The 20,963-nt window shown below is 48.3% G+C and carries 18 protein-coding genes; 17 read left to right on the forward strand and 1 reads right to left on the reverse strand.

Going from position 1 to position 20,963, the window contains the following annotated elements; genetic code table 11:
• Window positions 1-216: 216 nt before the first annotated feature.
• From abc-f to F6I03_RS01425, 13 genes are all read left to right on the forward strand, one after another.
• A complete protein-coding gene (abc-f, locus tag F6I03_RS01365) occupies window positions 217-2,124 on the forward strand; it encodes a ribosomal protection-like ABC-F family protein (RefSeq protein ID WP_150983042.1) in 1,908 nt (635 codons plus the stop codon).
• Window positions 2,125-2,135: 11 nt separating this feature from the next.
• On the forward strand, window positions 2,136-3,080 hold the full coding sequence (locus tag F6I03_RS01370; protein ID WP_070430796.1) for a thymidylate synthase: 945 nt from the start codon (window positions 2,136-2,138) through the stop codon (window positions 3,078-3,080).
• A 31-nt stretch (window positions 3,081-3,111) separates the two neighbouring features.
• On the forward strand, window positions 3,112-3,606 hold the full coding sequence (locus F6I03_RS01375) for a dihydrofolate reductase (protein ID WP_070430795.1): 495 nt from the start codon (window positions 3,112-3,114) through the stop codon (window positions 3,604-3,606).
• A gap of 3 nt (window positions 3,607-3,609) precedes the next feature.
• A complete protein-coding gene (locus tag F6I03_RS01380) occupies window positions 3,610-4,230 on the forward strand; it encodes a DUF2140 family protein (protein ID WP_070430794.1) in 621 nt (206 codons plus the stop codon).
• 11 nt (window positions 4,231-4,241) lie between these two features.
• Window positions 4,242-4,469, forward strand: a complete 228-nt coding sequence (locus F6I03_RS01385; RefSeq protein WP_070430793.1) for a YozE family protein — start codon at window positions 4,242-4,244, stop codon at window positions 4,467-4,469.
• Window positions 4,470-4,482: 13 nt separating this feature from the next.
• Window positions 4,483-5,979 (forward strand): S41 family peptidase, encoded by a 1,497-nt coding sequence (locus F6I03_RS01390; RefSeq protein WP_070430792.1) that lies wholly within the window; start codon window positions 4,483-4,485, stop codon window positions 5,977-5,979.
• 15 nt (window positions 5,980-5,994) lie between these two features.
• A complete protein-coding gene (gene lepB / locus F6I03_RS01395; protein WP_070430791.1) occupies window positions 5,995-6,543 on the forward strand; it encodes a signal peptidase I in 549 nt (182 codons plus the stop codon).
• A gap of 224 nt (window positions 6,544-6,767) precedes the next feature.
• Window positions 6,768-7,646 carry a ribosome biogenesis GTPase YlqF gene (gene ylqF, locus F6I03_RS01400; protein ID WP_070430790.1) on the forward strand — a complete coding sequence of 293 codons (879 nt, stop codon included), beginning with the start codon at window positions 6,768-6,770 and terminating at the stop codon, window positions 7,644-7,646.
• Complete coding sequence (locus tag F6I03_RS01405; RefSeq protein ID WP_070430789.1) at window positions 7,639-8,418, forward strand: ribonuclease HII; 780 nt, start codon at window positions 7,639-7,641, stop codon at window positions 8,416-8,418. The genes ylqF and F6I03_RS01405 overlap by 8 nt, the downstream gene beginning before the upstream one ends.
• Window positions 8,419-8,478: 60 nt before the next feature.
• The gene (gene dprA, locus F6I03_RS01410) at window positions 8,479-9,324 is read left to right on the forward strand and encodes a DNA-processing protein DprA (protein ID WP_070430788.1); all 846 of its coding nucleotides are present in this window, start codon (window positions 8,479-8,481) and stop codon (window positions 9,322-9,324) included.
• 182 nt (window positions 9,325-9,506) lie between these two features.
• Window positions 9,507-11,576 carry a type I DNA topoisomerase gene (gene topA, locus F6I03_RS01415; protein WP_070430787.1) on the forward strand — a complete coding sequence of 690 codons (2,070 nt, stop codon included), beginning with the start codon at window positions 9,507-9,509 and terminating at the stop codon, window positions 11,574-11,576.
• 150 nt (window positions 11,577-11,726) lie between these two features.
• Window positions 11,727-12,668 (forward strand): tyrosine recombinase XerC, encoded by a 942-nt coding sequence (gene xerC / locus F6I03_RS01420; protein ID WP_070431004.1) that lies wholly within the window; start codon window positions 11,727-11,729, stop codon window positions 12,666-12,668.
• Window positions 12,669-12,672: 4 nt separating this feature from the next.
• Window positions 12,673-13,491 carry a hypothetical protein gene (locus tag F6I03_RS01425; RefSeq protein WP_070430786.1) on the forward strand — a complete coding sequence of 273 codons (819 nt, stop codon included), beginning with the start codon at window positions 12,673-12,675 and terminating at the stop codon, window positions 13,489-13,491.
• A 187-nt stretch (window positions 13,492-13,678) separates the two neighbouring features.
• Here F6I03_RS01425 and plsY read toward each other — a convergent pair whose 3' ends face one another.
• Window positions 13,679-14,284: a glycerol-3-phosphate 1-O-acyltransferase PlsY gene (gene plsY / locus F6I03_RS01430; RefSeq protein WP_070430785.1), complete on the reverse strand. Its 606-nt coding sequence runs from the start codon at window positions 14,282-14,284 to the stop codon at window positions 13,679-13,681.
• Between the two features lie 192 nt (window positions 14,285-14,476).
• On the opposite strand from plsY, the gene parE reads away from it, so the two are divergent.
• The 4 genes from parE to F6I03_RS01450 all read left to right on the forward strand — a co-directional run bounded on the left by parE (window position 14,477) and on the right by F6I03_RS01450 (window position 20,939).
• Window positions 14,477-16,531, forward strand: coding sequence for a DNA topoisomerase IV subunit B (gene parE, locus F6I03_RS01435; protein ID WP_070430784.1), 2,055 nt, complete (start codon window positions 14,477-14,479; stop codon window positions 16,529-16,531).
• A 3-nt stretch (window positions 16,532-16,534) separates the two neighbouring features.
• A complete protein-coding gene (parC, locus tag F6I03_RS01440) occupies window positions 16,535-19,000 on the forward strand; it encodes a DNA topoisomerase IV subunit A (protein ID WP_070430783.1) in 2,466 nt (821 codons plus the stop codon).
• Window positions 19,001-19,087: 87 nt separating this feature from the next.
• Entirely contained in the window at window positions 19,088-19,939 is an 852-nt protein-coding gene (locus F6I03_RS01445) for an aldo/keto reductase (protein WP_070430782.1), read from the forward strand.
• 61 nt (window positions 19,940-20,000) lie between these two features.
• Complete coding sequence (locus F6I03_RS01450) at window positions 20,001-20,939, forward strand: manganese-dependent inorganic pyrophosphatase (protein ID WP_070430781.1); 939 nt, start codon at window positions 20,001-20,003, stop codon at window positions 20,937-20,939.
• Window positions 20,940-20,963: the final 24 nt, after the last annotated feature.

A 20,963-nucleotide genomic window follows, 5' to 3' on the forward strand; every position in this document is an offset into this window, starting at 1 on the left:
TAGAGGAGATCGTGGTTAAGATCAAACCACGATCTCTTTTCGTATATAGGCACAATCGTCCAAAAATAAAACAAAAAGCTGTAGCCAGATGAAGCTGATAAGAAGCTATTCAAAGGATTGTTCTTGGGCTAGACTTTATAAAAATTTACCTTGCTCTGCCTAAACTTATGATAAACTATAAGGATGAAAGTAACTTTAAAGGAGTCGATGAAATAAATGAAAGATTTCAAGGCCTTGAATTGGTATAAAACATATGGGGCAAAGCCCCTTTTAACAGATGTCTCCTTCCTGATCAGGGGTGGAGACCACGTGGGCTTGATTGGAACGAACGGCTCAGGAAAAAGTACTTTAATGCGTATTTTGGCAGGGGTAGACAGCCTGGACAGTGGGGAGATGGAACACCCTAAGGACTTCAAGGTCACCATGGTCAGCCAAGAGGAAGACTTCGATGAAACACTCACAATCTTTGAAGCTGTCTATGATTCAGAGAGTCACTTGGTCCAAGTCGTGGCTCGCTATCAAGAAGCTGCCCAGCGTCTGGCCCAGTCGCCCCAGGACGAAGACCTCCAAGCTGCCTTTAGCCAGGCAGAGGAGGCCATGAATGCCGAGGATGGTTGGCAATTAGATACGACCATCCATACCGTCCTCAACCAGCTGGGCTTTACAGATTCTTCTTTGCCTATCCGTCAATTGAGCGGGGGGCAAAGGAAACGGATTGGTCTCGCTAAGGCCTTGATTGAAGAGCCTGACCTCCTCCTCCTCGATGAGCCGACCAACCACTTGGACTTTGAGATGGTGGCCTGGCTAGAGAAGTACTTAGCGCATTATAAGGGATCCGTCCTCTTAATTACCCACGACCGCTACTTCCTCGATCGGGTGGCCGGGCGGATCTTCGCCTTGGACCATGGGAGCTTGCGCGAGTACGAGGGGAATTACCAAGCCTACCTCGAAAAAAAGGCCCTTGAAGATGAACAGGAGCGCGAGATTGCCCGCAAGCAAAAGCAGCTCTATAAAAAGGAACTCGCCTGGATGCGGACTGGAGCCAAGGCTCGGACGACCAAGCAACAGGCACGGATCAACCGTTTTGAAGACCTGGAAGGCCAGGTCAAGGGGCAGCGGGGCCCTGACCAAAAACTCAGCATCGACTTCGACCAAGAACGACTGGGTAAAAAGGTCATCGAGTGCCAGGATTTAACAGTGGGTTATGACCCTCAGGCCCCCTTAGTGAAGGCCCTTAATCTCCTAGTACAAAACCGCGACCGGATTGGAATTATTGGCGAGAATGGGGCAGGGAAGACCAGCTTGATGAACACGATTGCTGGCCTCTTACCCCCCTTGTCTGGCCAGGTCGTGATTGGAGAAACCGTCAAAATCGGTTACTTCCAACAAGTCCCCGTTGACTTGCCAGAAGACAAGCGGGTGATTTCTTATATCCAGGAAGAGGCTGAAGACTATGTCTACCGGGATGGGAAGACGCTCAGCGCGTCTCAAATGTTGGAGACCTTCCTCTTTGACCGGTCCATGCATGGGGTGAAGATTTCTTCTCTATCTGGCGGCGAGAAGAAGCGGCTCTACCTCTTGCGTATACTAATGGCCCGGCCCAATGTCCTATTCTTGGATGAGCCGACCAATGACCTAGATATCCAGACCCTAACTATCCTCGAAGACTATCTCGAAGACTTCCCTGGGGCTGTCCTCACCGTAAGCCACGACCGCTACTTCCTCGATAAGGTGGTCGACAAGCTCTTAGCCATCGATGACCAGCACCAAGTAGAGATCTTCTTCGGCTCTTATAGCGACTTCCAGGTACAGGCCAAGCGCACAGACAAGGATAGGGCGGCAGCCAAGACTAGCCAAGCTACCAAGAGCCCAGCGAAGAAGCCGGCTCCGAGCGCGTCGAGCCCCAAAGCCCGGATGACCTACAAGGAGAAGAAGGACTGGGAACAGATTGAAACTGTCATCAGCCAACTCGAAGATAAGATCCAAAAGATTGACGAGGACATGCTAGCCAATGGGGCAGACTACGGCAAACTCGCTGACTTACAGAAAGAAAAAGAAGCGACTGAGGCGGAACTTTTGGAACAGATGACCTACTGGGACTATCTCAGCGAAAAAACTTATTAGGGAGTGACACAATGGCCACACAATACTTAGACTTACTGCAACATATTCTTGACAACGGGAGCTTTAAAGATGATCGGACAGGGGTCGGAACCCTGTCAACTTTTGGCTACCAGATGCGCTTTGACCTGAACGAGGGCTTCCCACTCTTAACCACCAAAAAGGTTGCTTTTGGTCTGATTAAGAGCGAGTTGCTCTGGTTTCTAAGGGGAGATACCAATATCCGCTTCCTGCTCGAACACAATAACCATATCTGGGACGAGTGGGCCTTCAAGAATTGGGTAGAGAGTCCCGGCTACCAAGGACCAGACATGACGGATTTTGGTCTGAGGGCTGAAAGCGACCCGGACTTTGCCCAAGTTTACCAGGAAGAAATGGCGGAATTCCGCCACTTGATGCTGGAAGACGATGATTTTGCTGGCAAATACGGCAATCTTGGTGCAGTCTACGGTAAGCAATGGCGCCACTGGGAAACGCGGGATGGGGGAGAAATCGATCAGATTGCCATCCTCCTCGACCAATTAAGGAACACGCCCGATTCCCGCCGCATGATCCTCAGTGCCTGGAACCCAGAAGATGTGCCAGACATGGCCCTGCCACCTTGCCATACTTTAAGCCAGTTCTACGTTCAAGATGGCAAATTAAGCTGCCAGCTCTACCAGCGGAGTGCGGATGTCTTCCTGGGCGTCCCCTTTAATATTGCTTCCTATGCCTTATTGACCCATCTTTTAGCTCGGGAAGTTGGACTTGGTGTGGGAGAATTTATCCATAGCTTCGGTGATGTCCATATTTATAAGAACCACCTGGACCAAGTAAAAGAGCAATTGACGCGCCAACCCCGTCCCTTGCCCGAACTCGTAATCAGTGGCGATGCGCCAATGGATGAGATGGCTAGTGAAGATATTTATGTCCAAGGCTATGACCCTTACCCCGCCATCAAGGCGCCTGTTGCCGTTTAATACAAGCATTTAATACAGAAGGAGAGATAAGATGTTAATCGCCGTTTGGGCCCAGGCCCGACATGGTGTCATCGGGAAAGATCAGAAAATGCCCTGGCACCTCCCTAATGATTTCCAATTCTTTCGTTCGCAGACCATGTACCATAAAATTGTCCTCGGCCGCAAGACTTTTGAGGGGATGGGCTCTAAGCCCCTGGCCGACCGTCAGACCTATATTCTAACCCGGTCCTCTTCGATTCCTATTAATGGCGATAAGGAGGCCGTTAAGCTCGTCCATGCGGTCGACCCTATCCTAGAACTTGCACAAAAAGAAGACATTTATATTATTGGTGGCAAGCAGATCTACCAGACTTTTTGGCCTTATTTAGACGAATTGCGGGTGACCTATATCGACCACGACGTAGAGGGCGATACCGTCATGGCTCCCGATCTCTCTGATTTCCATTCTTATGCCGAAATCAAGGGGGCCGTTGACGATAAGAACCCTTATCCGCATCGCTTTGTTTGCTACCGGCGGGAGGGCTAATTGATGAAGAAAGAAGCAAATATTTGGCGCCGAGCCTTCTTTATTCTATTAGGCCTAATCCTGGTCCTAGGGCTTGGAGCATGGCTGGTTCTCTCGAGCATCCGTCCCAGCTATCAACCGGTTGACCAGGGGCAAGAGGTGCGAAGTGAAGAAGTTATCCAAGCCGAAGCTCAAGTCAGCCCAGAAGCTTTCAATGCCCTGATGCAGGCCCTCCTAGCTGGCGACCAAGCTCCTTACCGCCTCCACTTAGATGACAAGGTCCACTTGTTGGGACACTTCCAAGTGCTAGGCCAAGAGCTTGCCTATGAGATTCGCGGACAGGCCCAGGCACTTGACGATGGCAATATTGGTTTAACTGTTGAGGCGATTGAAGTCCAAGGACTCGACCTACCGATCGGGACAAGTTTAGCGCTCTTTAGCCGGCTTGTACCAGACCATGTGCCACTCAGTGTGGATCGGTCCCAGGAGGCCCTGATTGTCCGCCTCGACAAGGTCTCCGCAGATAGCCAGCTTGCGATTGCTGCCCAAAGTATTGACCTGCCTAATAATGAGATCAAACTTGCCTTTTCCATGCCTTTGCCTTATGCTTTAGAACAAATAGAAGCTTATCGCCAAGGCCAGTAGAGGAGGGGAACATGTCACTTTCATTTTATCGTTATATCGAACGCTTCAGAGGCCGGGGCCGGTTGGAAGCTGACCCGCGAGAGGCCTTTGCTGAACTCGTTTACCGCGACCTAGACTTTCCGCGCGACAGTAAGGAATTCGATGAGATTAGCTCTTATATTGAAGGCCATAGTGCCTATGCCGACTATATTTCATCCTTTGATGACTTATGGCAAGCCTATGACTATGAACAAGGTTAGAAAGTAGGCTTATATGCAAGAAGATACACAAAAAAAAGATAGTAAGCAGGAAAAACTAAGCCCCCAAAAGAAGGTCAAGCCGGCCCCCAAAAGAGTCGGGCAGGCTGCTCTCTGCCTGTCTCTTGGCTTAGCCCTAGGCATCTTAGGAACGAATGCCTATACAACAGGGCGCTTGCCCTGGGACCTCCTGTCTTCAGAAGGGGCATTGTCGGCTAAAGACCTGCGCAAGCTCCAATACGGCTATCAAATTTTGAGCGACCAATATATTGGTGATGTAAAAAAAGCTGAGCTCCTTAATGGCGCTATGGCGGGCATGGCAGAGGCCGTTGATGATCCCTATACCTCCTATCTAACGGGAGATGCTGCTGAAAGTTTAGATGAGACCATCAAGGGCAGTTTCGAAGGGATTGGGGCCCAGGTCACGACAGAGAATGGTTGGTTGACGATTATCAGTCCGATCAAGGATTCTCCAGCTGAAAAAGCCGGCCTACAAGCCAATGATATCATCTTAGAAGTAGATGGCAAATCAACCAAGGGCCTGTCTACGGAAGAAGCTGTCAAGCTAATCCGTGGCGAGAAGGGGACAGAGGTCGAACTAAAAATTAAGCGAGGCGACCAAGAACAGACAGTCAAAGTGAAACGGGATGAAATCCCAATTGAAACCGTTCATGCTGAGCGGATGGACCAAGCCCCCGATATCGGTCATATCCAGATCTCTGAGTTCTCTGAAACGACCTATGATGAATTGGTCACTAGCCTCAAAAACTTGCAGCAAGAGGGAGCAAAAAAATTTGTTTTAGACGTCCGGGGGAATCCCGGCGGCCTCTTACCTTCAGTTCTGAAAGTTGCTAATATTTTCCTTGAAGATGGGCAAACTATCTTAAGGGTGGAAGATAACCAGGGGGAAGAGCAAGTCTTTAAAGCTAATAGCCAAGACTTGGGAGATTTTAAAGTTAAAGCCCCTCTTGTTGTTTTGATTGATGAAGGCTCTGCTAGCGCCAGTGAAATCTTAGCCGGGGCCCTCCAACAGAGCGGTCAGGTTCCCGTTGTAGGCCAGAACTCCTACGGCAAGGGCTCGGTCCAAACAGTCTTTCCGGTAGACCAAGAGGGGAAGATGAAGGTTACTGTAGCCAAATGGTTGACCCCAGATGGAACTTGGATCAATGAAAAGGGCATCCAACCAGATATTGAGCAAGCCCTACCAGACTATGCCAAGCTGACCCTGATTGATACGAGCCAGCACTATAAAGCTGGCCAGCAATCTGAAGCCATCCTCAATATTCAAAAAATCCTCCACAGCCTCGGCTTTTTAAGTGAGGACCAGGTAACTAGCCGTTATGATCAAGACACGGTTGAAGCCGTTAAAAGCGTCCAAGAAGAAGCGGGCTTAGAAGTAACAGGTGAACTGGACGGAGAGACTGCTCTTCGTTTAACCCAAAAGATGCAAGAGAAAATTAAAGCCAATGATAGCCAGTTGGATAAGGCCATTGACGTCTTGGCGCAAGCTTAGAAAGAAGGCAAATTGATGAAACGATTTTTTAATGAAGTAATTTCTTTTATCCTCCCGATTCTCATTGCGGTTGTCTTAGTCCTAGGGGTGCAAAAATATGTTGCCTTCCCGATTAATATCTCCGGCGACTCCATGGCACCGACCCTTCATAATGGGGATATGGCCATTGCCTACCGCTTGTCGGAACCAGACCGCGGGGATATTGTGGTTTTTCCCGGCCCTGATGCTCCCAATGAAAAATATATCAAACGGGTGATCGGTAAGGCAGGGGATACCATCAAGTACCAGGACAACCAGCTTTATGTCAATGGTGAAGCCGTTGCTGAGGAATACCTGGAACCCCTAAAGGCTGCTAACCCTGGCCAATTGGTGACCCAAAACTTCACTTTAGAGGAACTCACCAATGAAAACACTGTCCCTGAAGGGGAATACTTTGTCCTCGGGGATAACCGACCTGTTTCTAAAGACAGTCGCTACTTTGGCTTTGTCCACAGCGACCAAGTCGAGGGGACAACCAACTTTAGATTCTGGCCCTTGTCTGACTTTGGAAAGATTCAAGAATAAATTTTAACAGAGTGTGACAAAAGTCGGTTAGCCCTGAATCAGCTAACGCATACTATATCTGTAACTCGCTTCGCTTCGAACAGCTATAGCCACTGTCCGCGAACTATGGATGTCAGGGCTGAATTTTGGAGCACGTTTTTAAAGAATAATTCGTATTTTATAAAGAGGCCGGAACTTTTGTCCCAGCCTCATTTTTAATGATAACTACAAAGGAGTGGTAGAAGATGGCAAATATTCAATGGTTTCCGGGACACATGGCCAAGGCTAAAAAAGAGGTTCAAAACCATCTCAGCCAGGTCGACTATGTGATTGAACTCCGGGATGCCCGGGTTCCCGAAAGCAGCAAAAATCCTTTGATTGACCAGATAATCCAGGATAAGCCCCGGATTATTGTGCTCAATAAGGCTGATTTGGCTGATAAAGCCGAAACCCAGGCCTGGGTCGACTGGCTCAACCAGGAGGAGGGCAGCCAGGCTTGCGCCCTAAATAGTAAGAATCCCAAAGAAATGAAGCGCTTTAAGAAAAATTTGTATGACTGGACAGCTCCTGTGCGCGAAAAATGGCAGGCTAAGGGAGTTAAGCATCAAGCAGTTCGTTTGATGATTGTGGGCATTCCCAATGTGGGTAAATCCACTTTTATTAACCAATTCACCCAGAAGAAAAAAGCGCAAGTCGGTAACAAACCTGGTGTGACCAAGGGCCAGCAATGGATTCGCATTGATAAGGACTTTGAATTATTAGATACACCGGGGATTCTATGGCCCAAGTTTGAAGATCCCGAGGTGGGAACTCGGCTGGCTCTCTGCACAGCAATCAAGCAGACCCATTACTACAATGATGACATCGCCCTCTATGCGCTAGCCTTCCTCATGGACTACTATCCTGGCGCCATCGAGGCTAAGTATCCGATTGCAGCCGACCAAGTCCATCCGCCTTATCCCGAACTCTTGATGACCTTGACGGAGAAGATGGGCTTCTTAGAGGATTATGACCGTGCATCGGAAAAAATAATCAAGGACTTCCAAGACGGAGCGATTACCCGGCTAACCCTTGATCGGCTCGCTGACTACCAGCTGGCCCAGGAAGGGGCGTCCCATGACTAAGCGCGAAAGCATCCAAATGATCAAGGACCGCCTCCAAGCTAAGGGCGCCCATTTACAGGCAAGTGACTTGGCGCCCTATGCCCAGGATGAACGCAAGGGAGTCCAACAGCTGCTTAAGACCTACCAAAAACGCCTGCACCAAGCCCAGGAAGAAATGGAGGCTATTCAAGCTCTGAGACGCTATGAGAGCCAGCTGCGTTCCCAGGGCTATCCTTATATCGCTGGGGTTGATGAAGTAGGGCGGGGGCCCCTGGCAGGACCAGTGGTAGCCTGTGCGGTTATTTTACCGGCTGACATGCCTGCCGTTTACTTTAACGATTCCAAGCAGCTCTCCCATAAGAAGCGCCAGGCTTTAGTTGCCGATATCGACAAGTATGCCCTAGCCTGCGAATTAGCCCTCAGCTCAGCTGAACGCATTGATACGATCAACATCCTCCGAGCCACTAAGGAAGCCATGGCGGCCTGTGTTAACCAGCTTCAAGTTAAAGCTTCCTATGTCCTTGTCGATGCGGTAACTATTCCTGGCATTAGCCAGCCTCAAGAGGCCATTATTAAGGGCGATGCACAGATCTATTCCATCGCAGCGGCTTCGATCTATGCTAAGGAATACCGGGACCAGCTCATGGCCGACTATGCGGCCCGCTATCCCCACTACGGTTTCGAACAGAACGCTGGTTACGGGACTAAGGCCCACCTCGAAGCCTTAGCCGAGCATGGGCCATGTCCCATCCACCGCCGAAGCTTTGCCCCGGTAAAAGATTTTATTAAATAAATAAATCATTTGATGAAACTGGCGCGCCTTCGTTTATATATGAATGAAGGAGTTGATAAAATGTTTAACCAGCTAAGCCGTCGCCAGCAAGTGATTTATTTGACCGAATCGGGCCTTGTCCCTTATAGTGAGCGCTATCGCTTACTCGTTGACCCGCAAAAACAAAAAATTAAAATTCCCTCCAAAGCTTATGCTCAGTGGCAAGATTTCTTGTCCCAGTACCCGCCGACTTACTTCCAAGAAGTCTACCAAAAAGAAGGCGTTGTCCCCCTAGTTGTGGGGGACCCTGCTTATCCTAAAGCTCTCTTGGAGACCCATAAGCCTGCCTTGGTTCTTTTCTGCCAGGGGGATATCACTTTATTTAAGCGGCTGTCCCTATCCGTCGTCGGCAGCCGCAAAATGACCACATATGGCCAAGAAGCCTTAAAAAAACTTCTCCCGCCTCTAGTTGAGAAATTGGTCATTGTCAGCGGATTAGCAAATGGAATTGATTGCTTATCCCACCAGATTGCAATAGAAAGGCAAGGGAAAACCATTGCGGTTATAGGGACAGGCCTGGGACAAGTCTATCCTGACCAGAATGCCAGTTTACAAGGCCAGATAGCACGCGACCATTTACTGGTCTCGCCCTTGCCCTACCATGCAGGGGCTAAGCGCTGGCACTTCCCTTACCGGAATGAAATTATTGCCGGTCTATCGGCTGCCTGCCTCGTGGTAGAGGCGGGGCAAAAGAGTGGGTCTTTGATTACTGCCAATTATGCCTTGCAGGCTAACCGGGATGTCTTTGCTGTACCTGGTCCCATCACCCAACCCTTATCGCGGGGGACCAATGAGCTGATCCAAGCTGGGGCCAAACTTATTTTGACCAGCCAGGATATTCTAGAGGAATACAGCCACCTCCTTTGAATCATTTCTACTATAATATAGGACAATTTAAGCAATTTTTTTCTTTGCCTATCATTTTATATTTGACAAAAAATCTTGAATGGCATAATATGAGAATCAATTTGACAGCTTATCCGACAATTCAATCTTTGTCAGCATCTTCTTATTCATCCTGTCGGGTAAATTCGAAAGGAGTTATTCTTTTGGCATATAAGAACCTTGTCATTGTGGAATCACCGACCAAGGCGAAAACCATTGAAAAATATTTAGGTAGAAATTATAAAGTCGTCGCTAGTAAGGGACATTTGCGCGACCTCCCAAAAAGTAAGATGGGGATCGATATTGAAAATGATTACGATCCTTACTATATTACAATCCGGGGTAAGGGCCCCATTATTAAAGAATTAAAGAAATATGCAAAAAAAGCCGAAAACATTTACCTGGCTTCCGACCCGGACCGAGAAGGGGAGGCCATTGCCTGGCACTTGGCCTATATCCTGGGTCTGGATCCTAATGATAAGATTCGGGTAACCTACAATGAGATTACCAAGGAAGCCGTCAAGGAAGCCTTTAAGCACGCCCGGCCCATCGATACGGACCTAGTTGATTCCCAACAAGCCCGGCGCATTTTGGACCGTCTCGTGGGCTATAGCCTCTCTCCAATTCTTTGGTCCAAGGTCAAAAAAGGTCTATCAGCGGGCCGCGTCCAATCAGTAGCCCTTCATTTAATCATCGAGCGAGAAGAAGAAATTAGAAACTTCAAACCGGAAGAATACTGGTCGATCGATGGTGAATTCAAAAAAGGCCGAGAAAAGTTCAAGGCCAATGCCTCTAAGTATAAGGGGAAGAAGCTCGACCTTAAGAACAAGGCCGACGTGGACCAATTGATGGCCCAGATCAGCTCGGATGAGTTCACAATTGCTAATCTCACGAAGAAAGAACGGCAAAGAAAGCCGCAAAAACCTTTCACAACCTCCTCGCTCCAGCAAGAGGCTTCTAAGCGCCTGAAATTTAGGACGCGGAAGACTATGATGATTGCCCAACAGCTCTATGAAGGGATTAATATCGGTAAGGGCAGTGTCGGTCTTATCACCTACATGCGTACCGACTCCACCCGGATTGCTGAAGTGGCTAAGGAAGGGGCCAGTGACTTCATCACGGCTACTTATGGCAAGGAATACCTCGGCAAGAAGGGGCAGGCTAAGACTACAAATGCTAATGCCCAGGATGCCCACGAAGCCATCCGTCCCTCAGCCCCTGACCGGACCCCACAATCAATTGAATCCTATCTCACTAAGGACCAATACAAGCTCTACAGCCTGATTTGGTGTCGCTTTATGGCTAGCCAAATGGCACCAGCTATCTATGACACGGTTGGTTGTGATATTGTCCAAGGCGATGTCAGCTTCCGGGCAACAGGGTCGCAAATTAAATTTGAAGGTTACCAAAAGGTCTATGCTGAGAAGAAAGAAAAGGACAATCCTCTGCCAGACTTGGCCAATGGGGATACGGTGAAAAGTGTCAGCCTGGATCCTAAGCAACACTTCACCCAACCACCAGCCCGCTATACTGAAGCTAGCCTGATCCAGACTTTGGAAGAGAATGGGGTAGGGCGCCCGTCCACCTATTCACCAACCATTGAAACCCTGATCAAACGCTACTATGTCAAGATCGAAGCCCGGCGCTTTGAACCGACAGAGCTCGGTGAAATCGTTAACCAACTGGTCGCTAGCTATTTCCCTGACATTGTCAACGTCAACTTTACGGCTGGCTTAGAAAATGAGCTAGACAAGATTGAAGAGGGGAAGGAAGAGTGGGTAGAGGTGATCGATCGTTTCTACCAACCCTTTGCTAAGGACTTAGAAAACGCCGAAGAAAAGATTGAAAAAATTGTCATCAAAGATGAACCAGCGGGCTTCGATTGCGAAAAGTGTGGCCATCCTATGGTCATTAAGCTCGGTCGCTATGGTAAATTCTACGCCTGCTCCAACTTCCCAGACTGTCGGAATACCAAGGCCATCGTCAAGGAAATTGGCGTCGAGTGTCCTAAGTGCCAGGAGGGGCAGGTCATTGAAAGAAAATCGAAAAAGAACCGCATCTTCTATGGCTGCAGCCGTTATCCAGACTGCGACTTTGCTTCTTGGGACAAGCCCATTGGCCGTCAATGTCCCGTTTGCCAAAGTTACTTGGTTGAGAAGAAGAAACGAGGCAGCAAGCAAGTGAAGTGTAGCCAATGCGACTACCAGGAAAGCGAGCAAAAGGGCGATAATTAGCCTTCCAATAAATGCTAAATTAAGCGACTAGTTAGCGCGCTATCCTCTAGCTTGTAAAATTTATTCAAAGAGATAAAGTCAATTTCCGACTTTGGATGATTTTATCTCTTTTTTTATGTTATAATGTTTAGGTAAAAGAAGGTGAGTGCAATCGACTTGACAGCCAAGGGAAAGGCCTTCCTCAGCTATCTTAAAAATGAAAGGCAATACAGTGAGGAAACCTTCCTGGCCTACCAACATGACCTAGAGGAATTCGTGACCTTTCTTTCTAAGACAAATGTAAACGATTTAAAAGATTTGACTTATCAAGATATCCGCCGTTATTTATTCCAATTACAAAAGCAGGACCTGGCCAAATCATCCGTTGCTAGGCGCTTGAGTAGCCTGCGGTCGGCTTTTAATTTTTTCCAAGAATCTGGTTGGTTAGAGGACAATCCCTTCCAGTATGTCCGCTCGCCCAAGCAAGGTTTGCACCTACCAGACTTTTTCTATGAAGAGGAACTCTTGGCCTTATTCGAAGCGGTCCAGGGGCAGGATCCCCTTAAACAAAGGGACCGGGCCCTCTTGGAATTCCTCTATGCTAGTGGCGCCCGGGTCAGCGAATGTGCTGAGCTGGGCTTAGACCAGGTCGACCTGGATGCGCGGCTGGTGCTCCTCCACGGTAAGGGAGGCAAGGACCGGTATGTGCCTTTCGGAGGTCCCTGTCAAGAAGCGCTCAAAAGCTATCTGGCCGAGGGACGCCAAGAACTCATGGCTAAGGCTGGGGAAGACCACCAGCTCGTCTTTGTTAACTACAAAGGCCAGGGCTTGAGCCGTGAGGGGATTGCTTATATTCTGAAACAAATTGTCAAGCGCAGTGCTTCACAGTTAGCGATTCATCCCCACAAGCTCCGCCACTCCTTTGCAACGCATTTATTGAACCATGGGGCAGACATCCGGACGGTCCAGGAACTATTGGGCCATTCCAGTCTCTCCACTACCCAAATCTACACCCACCTTTCCAAGGAAAGCCTACGTCAGAATTATATGACTTTTCATCCGCGAGCCCAGCGTCAAGGGCACAATTCAAACAAATCATCTCAGGAGGATTAAGAATATGGATATTCAGGACGTATTAGATAAGATTCGCCAGGTTAAACGTGTCGTTCAAACGGAAGAAATTATTTCAGAAGACAAGGGAAGTGACTTTCCTTTCCAACGCTTGGTGGAAGAAATTTCAGAAATCCTTGCTGTTAATGCCTACCTATTAAATTATGAGGGGCAATTGCTGGGCTACTTGTCCATTTTTGATGATATTAACAGTGCTCGAACCCATCAAATGATGGAAGAAAAGCAGCTCGACCCTAATTACATGAAGCGGGTACAAGAACTGACCGTTACCCTAACCAATATCCCAGTTGAAGATGAGCGGACCATTTTCGCTAACGAATATGCCGCTAATTTTCCCAATGGTAAGACAACGATTATCCCTATTATTGGCCATGGCCGGGGGCTGGGTTATCTGATTCTAGCCCGCAAGAAACAAGCCTTCGACGCTGGCGATATGATCCTAGGGGAATACGTGGCAACAATCCTAGCCATTGAAATTGAAAACCTCCTCCACCAGCAAGAGGACCGTCAGCAAAAGAACCGTTTGATGGCCAAGAAAGCTGTGGCTTCCTTGAGTTTCTCCGAATTAGCTGCTATGCGGACGATATTAAAGGACAAAACTGAACCAAGCTTCCGCTTTACTGCCTCACGCTTGGCGGAAAAAGAGGGTCTGACCCGGTCCATTATTGTCAACGGGATTCGCAAGATGGAATCTGCTAATATCCTTTCTTCCCAGTCTCTAGGAACGAAGGGGACCTTCATTGATCTTTATACGGAAGAAAACCTCCATCTCATCCAGCAAACCTTGGAAGAAGAGGAGCGCTAAGCACGCAAAAAGGGACTGGGACAAAAGCCCCAGCCCTTTTTCAAATTAGTTGTCGTTTACCAAAAGGCTCTGATTAAACAGCTAAATGATTCTTTTCCGACCGGTGGGCGATCCTTGACTGATCTTCCATCGGTCGGTCTTCTTGCTCGCACCCTGAGTTAGTAGAAAGCTTAAAGCGCTTCTCTTTTTATTTTTTTGCTCGGAAGCCAAAGGGAACTTTGGATTCTGTACCCTTCATTATGCGTTCGATATTCGTCCGATGCCTGATAATAACTAAGACACTAACAATAACCAGGATGAGCTGAAGGAAAGGATCGCTAGTGAAGACTAAAGAGAGAATTAGGGCGGTTAAGACACCGCAAATACTGGCTAGGCTGACCATACGGAAGAAATACAGGACTAAAAAGAAAGCCCCAATCCCTAGAAGGGAAATCAAGGGCACATAGAAGAGTCCCATGCCGAAACTGGACGCTACGGCCTTGCCCCCCTTGAAATGGAGGAAGATCGAATAGCTGTGGCCAAGGATCACCGCGATACCAAAGACCAGGGGGTGCCAGGTAAAGGCGTCAAAGCCCTGGGCCGCTAAAACGACCAGGCCGGCCTTGAGCATATCACAGACAAAGACCAGTAGGCCACCGTTTCGGCCAAAAGCGCGAAAGGCATTGGTCGTCCCAATATTGCCCGAGCCGTAATCACGGAGGTCGATCTTATAGAAGACGCGACCAATCACAAGGCCGAAGGGGATGGAGCCGAGTAAATAGGCAAAGATTAAAAAGAATAAATTGAATAACATTTTTTCACCTGCTTTTTTGACATGCCTTTATTATAACACTATTCGCCCACTGCGGTTTAAAAAAATCAAAACAGGCCAGGCTAAGCTTCAAAAGAAAGAAGCATTGTGCATTTTGTCAAAATCAAGTAAGATGATAAAAGATGTCTTTAGAGACGCGATAAGATTAATTGGATTAAAGGGGACATGCGTAAGATGACCAAAAAACAAACACAATATGATGAAAGTTCCATCCAGGTCTTAGAGGGCTTGGAAGCTGTCAGAAAACGTCCTGGGATGTATGTAGGGTCAACCGATAGCCGGGGCCTCCACCACTTGGTCTATGAAATTGTCGATAATTCTGTCGATGAGGCCTTGGCAGGCTACTGCGATGAAATTGACGTCTGCATCCATCCAGACAATTCCGTAACGGTTAAGGATAATGGCCGGGGCATGCCCATCGGCAAACATGCGACGGGCCGGCCCACCGTAGAAGTAATCCTCACCGTCCTCCATGCAGGGGGGAAGTTCGGTGGGGGAGGCTATGCCACTTCCGGCGGCTTGCACGGGGTTGGCTCTTCTGTCGTTAACGCCCTCTCTTCGTCTTTAGAAGTCACTGTCCGCCGTGATCAAAAAGAATACCAGCAAAGCTTTAAGGAGGGAGGAAAGCCGGGCAAACCCAAGCTAAAAACGATCAAATCCAAGGCAAGCGGTACCCAAATTCACTTTAAACCCGATGAAAAGATCTTTGGTAAGGCCCAATTCGATCGAAAAATCCTACAAGAACACCTGCGTGAGTCAGCTTTTTTGATGAAAAATCTAAAGATTAATTTCAAAGATGAAAGAGAAGACTTCGAAGAAAGCTACCACTATGAAGACGGGATTGTCGCCTTCGTTAAATACCTCAATGAGGATAAGGATGTCCTCCACGAGACGGTCTACTTTGAAGATACAGCGACAGAAACCGGGATTGAAATGGAGCTCGCCTTCCAATACAATGATGGCTATTCGGAAACCATCCTATCCTTTGTCAATAATGTACGGACAGCAGATGGGGGAACCCATGTGTCAGGACTCAAGACGGGGCTCACCAAGGCTTTCAATGAATATGCCCGGAAGACCAACCTGCTCAAACCTAAAGAAAAGAACCTGGAGGGAAGCGATGTGCGTGAAGGCTTCACGGCTGTCTTATCCATCCATGTGCCGGAAGAATACTTACAATTTGAAGGACAGACCAAGAGTAAGTTAGGGACCCCCCAAGCCCGGTCTAGCGTAGAAGCCATGGTTAATGAGAAGTTAGGCATCTACCTGCTCGAGAATGGAGAATCTGCCCAGCACTTGGTCCGCAAGGCGCTCAAAGCCCGGGAAGCCCGGGATGCTGCTAGGAAGGCTCGGGAAGAGAGCCGTAAAGGTAAAAAGAGCCGCAAACGCGATACCCTCTTGTCTGGTAAGTTGACCCCAGCCCAAGGGAAGAATGCCAAGCGCAATGAACTCTTCCTAGTCGAAGGGGATTCAGCTGGAGGCTCTGCCAAGCAGGGACGGGACCGGAAGTTCCAAGCCATCCTTCCCCTCCGCGGCAAGGTCTTAAACACCGAGAAGGCCAGTATGCAGGATATCTTAAAGAACGAAGAGTTAAACACCATTATTTATACCATTGGCGCCGGGGTCGGGGTAGAATTTGAACTGGCTGATGCCAATTATGATAAGGTGATTATCATGACGGATGCGGATACGGACGGCGCCCATATCCAAGTCCTCCTGCTCACCTTCTTCTATCGCTACATGCGGCCCTTGATCGAAGCTGGCAAGGTCTACCTCGCCATGCCCCCGCTCTATAAGGTGTCTAAAGGCAAGGGCAAAAAGGAGAAGATCCGCTATGCTTGGACGGATGAGGAACTTTCCCAAGTGACCCAAGAAGTGGGGCGGGGCTATACCCTCCAACGCTATAAGGGGCTAGGGGAGATGAATGCCGACCAATTATGGGAAACGACGATGAACCCTGAATCGCGTACCCTGATTCGCGTCACCCTAGATGACCAATCCCTAGCTGAGAAGCGAGTCTCTGTCTTAATGGGGAACAAGGTTGCGCCAAGACGGGAGTGGATTGAAGGTAATGTCTCCTTTACGATGGATGAAGAGGACAAGCTCCTAGAGGCGGCTAGCCAAGAGAGTGATCCCCAGATGGAAGAAGAAGTAGCCAGTCAGTTGGCTGACCAATCCTCTGGTCTTGAAGCGGACCAGACGAGCCTATTTGATGATGAGGAGTTTTAATGCATGACAGTTGATATTCAAGAATTATCTCTAGAAGATGTAATGGGGGACCGCTTTGGTCGCTATTCCAAGTATATTATCCAAGACCGGGCCTTACCGGACATCCGCGATGGCCTGAAACCCGTCCAGCGGCGGATTCTTTATGCCATGTTTGTCGATGGCAATACCTCCAGTCATAATTTTAGGAAGTCTGCCAAAACTGTGGGGAATGTTATCGGGAACTACCATCCCCATGGCGATATCTCGGTTTATGATGCGATGGTGCGGATGAGCCAGGACTGGAAGAACCGGGAAGTGCTCATTGAGATGCACGGCAATAACGGCTCCATGGACGGGGACCCAGCGGCTGCCATGCGTTATACGGAAGCCCGTCTCTCCAAGATTGCCGACGAACTCTTGGCCGACTTGGACAAGCAGACGGTAGAAACCATGCTCAACTTTGATGATACCGAAGAAGAACCCACGGTCCTCCCTGCTGGCTTTCCCAACCTGCTCGTCAATGGAGCAGCAGGGATTTCAGCCGGCTATGCCACTGAGATTCCTACCCATAACCTGGGCGAAGTGATCGATGCAACCAATTATTTGATCGACCATCCCAAAGCCAGCTTGGACAAGCTCATGGAATTTCTTCCTGGGCCTGATTTTCCAACGGGAGGGATTATCCAGGGTAAGGATGAGATCCGTAAGGCCTACGAGACAGGGCGGGGCAAGGTCGTTGTCCGGTCCAAGCACCAGATGGAAACTTTGCGCTCTGGCCGCCAGCAGATTGTCATCGATGAATTGCCTTTTGAGGTCAACAAGTCCGACCTGGTCAAACGGATGGATGAATTGCGCTTGAACAAGAGTATCGAGGGAATCAGTGAAATCCGCGATGAAAGTGACCGCAACGGCCTGCGCATCGTCATTGAATTGAAGAAGGATGCCAATGCCCATGCCATCCTCCAGTATTTCTATAAAAACACCAACCTGCAGATTAACTATAATTTCAATATGGTCGCTATCAACCAACTGCGTCCCCAACAGGTAGGCCTAAAGGATATCCTATCGGCCTATATCAGCCACCGCCAAGAAATTGTCACACGGCGGACTCAATTCGACTTAGACAAGGCCTCCCAACGTTTGCATATCGTGGACGGTTTAATTAAAGCCATCAGCATCCTCGATGAGCTCATCCAAACGATTCGTCAGAGCAAGGACAAGAAAGACGCTAAGCAAAACATCATGGCTCAATTCGACTTCACCGATAAGCAAGCGGAAGCCATCGTTAACCTCCAACTCTACCGGCTAACCAATACGGATATCACTAGCCTCCAAGAGGAAAAACTGAGCTTAAACGAAGCCATTGCCTCCTACCAAACCATCCTAAGCCAGCCCAAGGTCTTGCTCAAGGTCATCAAAAATGAACTTAAAGCCATTAAAAAGGCTTACAATAATCCGCGGCGGAGTGAAATCCAAGACGAGATCAGTGAAATTAAGATTAAAAAGGAACTCCTTATCCCTGAAGAGCAAGTCATGGTCCTTATCAGCAATTACGGCTATGTCAAGCAGACCAGCTTGCGGTCTTACCGGTCTTCTGAATTAGAAGACCTAGGTCTAAGAGAAGGGGACCATGTCCAATACATGGCTGAACATTCCACTCTTGACCAGTTGATCTTTATTACTAACAAGGGGAATTATATTTTCCAGCCAGTCCATGAACTCCAAGAGCTCAAATGGAAGGACCTGGGGGAACATATATCGCAAAGAGTTAACTTTGCGAATGATGAACAAATTATCAAAGTTCTCCCATATTCTAAAGATAGCAAAGACAATGTTTTGCTTATTAGCCAGGCTGGCATGATTAAGCAAACGCCATTAGCTGACTTCAAAGAGTTCCGCGGCTATAAGAAACGTTCAGCGATTGCTATGACCCTAACAGACGATAGGGACCAGCTCGTGGATGTCTACCAAATTGCTGGTCAGACGGACCAAAGCCAGGCCCAGATTATTATCTTTACCGAATTTGGCTTCAGCCTCCGCTACAGTATTGATGAGATTAACCAGGTGGGGCTCCGGGCCAAAGGAGTGAAGTCGATTAATCTCAAAGAGAAAGACCGGGTGGTTAACGCAGTCTACCAAGACCAGGTGGATGACCAAGCCCAAGTGATCTTATTTACCCAAAGAGGTCATGCGAAACGCTTACGCTGGGAAGAAATTGCTAGTCTTGGCCGGGCCAAACGAGGTCTGGTGGTTCTCAAGGAACTGAAGACCAAAGCTCATCGGCTCTTAGCAGCTCATGCCGTCCAAACAACCCAAGACTTATTTGAACTCTACTGTGCTAATGGCCAGCTCAAGCAAATACGCGCTGTTGAGGTCCCCATTGCGGACCGCTATTCCAATGGCAAGGCCTTGCTCGATGAAAAGAAGGAAGGGGAACTTATGCGCGTGACGCCGCTCATTAACCTCGACCAATTAGAAGGCAAGGACTAGGCCTTTCACTTTCCAAAAACGACTTTGGCCTGTTATACTGGTTATAAAGACTGACAAGCTGAACAGCTTTAGAGGAGGCGTTGCTTAATGACTATTCCATACTATACCTTACATAACGGGGACCAAGTTCCCCAAGTCGGTTTAGGAACCTATAAGCTCAAAGGTCGGGCTGGGGTTGACAGCATTAAGGCCGCACTAGCAATGGGCTACCGCTATTTAGATACGGCTTATAATTATGAAAACGAAGGCACGGTCGGCCAGGCCATCCGCGAGTCCGGTCTGGGACGCGATCAGATTCAAGTTGCGAGTAAATTGCCGGGTCGCTACCATACTTATGACCTGGCCCTAACAGCTATTGAAGAGTCACTCTACCGGGCCCAATTGGACTACTATGACTATTACTTGATCCATTGGCCTAATCCCAAACAAGGCCATTATGTTGAAGCCTGGCAGGCTCTGATTGAAGCTAAGAAGCGTGGCTATGTTAAGGCTATCGGGGTCAGCAATTTCTTGCCTGACCACATCGACCGCTTGATTGAAGAGACCCAGGAAGTGCCCGTCATGAACCAGGTAGAAACCCATCCTTACTTCCAGCAAGCTAAGCAGATTGCTTACGACCAGGACCATGATATCTTGACCCAGGCCTGGAGTCCGCTTGGCCGGGGCTCTGAGAAGATGTCCGAATCGATCTTAGAACAGGACCTTATCCAAGCCATCGCTAAGAAACACCATAAGAGCCCAGGTCAGATCGTCCTGCGCTGGCACTTACAGATTGGCACCATGCCCATCCCTAAGTCGAGCCATGCCGACCGTTTAGAAGAGAACTTTAAGGTTTTTGACTTTGAACTCGATGCTGACGATATGGCGCAAATCGCTCGTTTAGACCATCCCAATGGACGAACAGGGGCACAAAATCCAGCGGTTTATGAAGAATTTTAAGCCCCAACCAGGCTTTTGTGCTAAAATAGAGGCAGAAGTTTTTTAGAAAAGAGGAGATTTTGTGAGTAAAATTCTTGTTTTTGGACACCAAAATCCAGACACAGATGCGATTACATCCGCTATCACTTACAGTCATTTGTTGAATCAATTAGGGGAGGAAGCTGAAGCCATTGCGCTCGGTGACTTAAACCCAGAGACCCAGTTTGCTTTAGAAGCCTTCTCTGTTGATGCCCCACGCGTGGTCAAAAAAGTAGCAGGAGAAACAGACTTAGTTGCCTTAGTTGACCACAATGAGTTCCAGCAATCTGCTGAAGATATCCGTGACGTACAAATTCATTCCGTCGTGGACCACCACCGGATTGCGAACTTCGAAACCGCAGCACCTTTGGCTTATACAGCACGTCCTGTTGGTTGTACCCAAACCGTCATTTATGGTCTCTACCAAGTTCATGGCGTTGAAGTGACCAAGGAAATTGCAGGCTTAATGCTTTCTGGTCTGATTTCAGATACCTTGCTCTTAAAATCACCAACATGTACCGAAGAAGACAAGCAATTAGCCGGCAAACTAGCTGAAATCGCTGAAATTGACCTGGAAGCTTACGGCCTCGACATGTTACGGGCAGGGGCTGATGTTTCTGAAAAATCTGCCCTTGAAATTGCAGATGGTGACGCTAAGTCCTTTGAACTCAACGGACATTCTGTTCGCATTGGACAAGTCAATGTGGTTGACGTCAATGACGTCCTCAAGCGTAAGGAAGATATGCTCCAAGTTATGCAGAAAGAAACCGCAGAAAAAGGCTACGATGCTTTCTTCTTAGTGGTAACGAATATCTTGACCAATGATTCCGAAGGCTTACTCGTTTCGAATGTTGACCTTGTTGAACACTTTGAAAAGGCCTTTGACGGTAAGATCGCAGACTCTCAAATTGCCTTGCCAGGCTTAGTTTCTCGCAAAAAGCAAATTGTACCTCCATTAACGGAAGCTTTCGAAGAAGCTTAGGAGAGAAATAGAATAATTAAAAAC

The organism is Aerococcus sanguinicola (assembly GCF_008726925.1).
In the GTDB taxonomy this organism is placed as follows: Bacteria; Bacillota; Bacilli; order Lactobacillales; family Aerococcaceae; genus Aerococcus.

What these genes read in the sequence shown, in the direction of transcription:
- abc-f (WP_150983042.1), top strand. Translation starts at nt 217, where the DNA reads ATGAAAGATTTCAAGGCCTTGAATTGGTATAAAACATATGGGGCAAAG.
- F6I03_RS01370 (WP_070430796.1), top strand. Translation starts at nt 2,136, where the DNA reads ATGGCCACACAATACTTAGACTTACTGCAACATATTCTTGACAACGGG.
- F6I03_RS01375 (WP_070430795.1), top strand. Translation starts at nt 3,112, where the DNA reads ATGTTAATCGCCGTTTGGGCCCAGGCCCGACATGGTGTCATCGGGAAA.
- F6I03_RS01380 (WP_070430794.1), top strand. Translation starts at nt 3,610, where the DNA reads ATGAAGAAAGAAGCAAATATTTGGCGCCGAGCCTTCTTTATTCTATTA.
- F6I03_RS01385 (WP_070430793.1), top strand. Translation starts at nt 4,242, where the DNA reads ATGTCACTTTCATTTTATCGTTATATCGAACGCTTCAGAGGCCGGGGC.
- F6I03_RS01390 (WP_070430792.1), top strand. Translation starts at nt 4,483, where the DNA reads ATGCAAGAAGATACACAAAAAAAAGATAGTAAGCAGGAAAAACTAAGC.
- lepB (WP_070430791.1), top strand. Translation starts at nt 5,995, where the DNA reads ATGAAACGATTTTTTAATGAAGTAATTTCTTTTATCCTCCCGATTCTC.
- ylqF (WP_070430790.1), top strand. Translation starts at nt 6,768, where the DNA reads ATGGCAAATATTCAATGGTTTCCGGGACACATGGCCAAGGCTAAAAAA.
- F6I03_RS01405 (WP_070430789.1), top strand. Translation starts at nt 7,639, where the DNA reads ATGACTAAGCGCGAAAGCATCCAAATGATCAAGGACCGCCTCCAAGCT.
- dprA (WP_070430788.1), top strand. Translation starts at nt 8,479, where the DNA reads ATGTTTAACCAGCTAAGCCGTCGCCAGCAAGTGATTTATTTGACCGAA.
- F6I03_RS01425 (WP_070430786.1), top strand. Translation starts at nt 12,673, where the DNA reads ATGGATATTCAGGACGTATTAGATAAGATTCGCCAGGTTAAACGTGTC.
- plsY (WP_070430785.1), bottom strand. Translation starts at nt 14,284, where the DNA reads ATGTTATTCAATTTATTCTTTTTAATCTTTGCCTATTTACTCGGCTCC.
- parE (WP_070430784.1), top strand. Translation starts at nt 14,477, where the DNA reads ATGACCAAAAAACAAACACAATATGATGAAAGTTCCATCCAGGTCTTA.
- parC (WP_070430783.1), top strand. Translation starts at nt 16,535, where the DNA reads ATGACAGTTGATATTCAAGAATTATCTCTAGAAGATGTAATGGGGGAC.
- F6I03_RS01445 (WP_070430782.1), top strand. Translation starts at nt 19,088, where the DNA reads ATGACTATTCCATACTATACCTTACATAACGGGGACCAAGTTCCCCAA.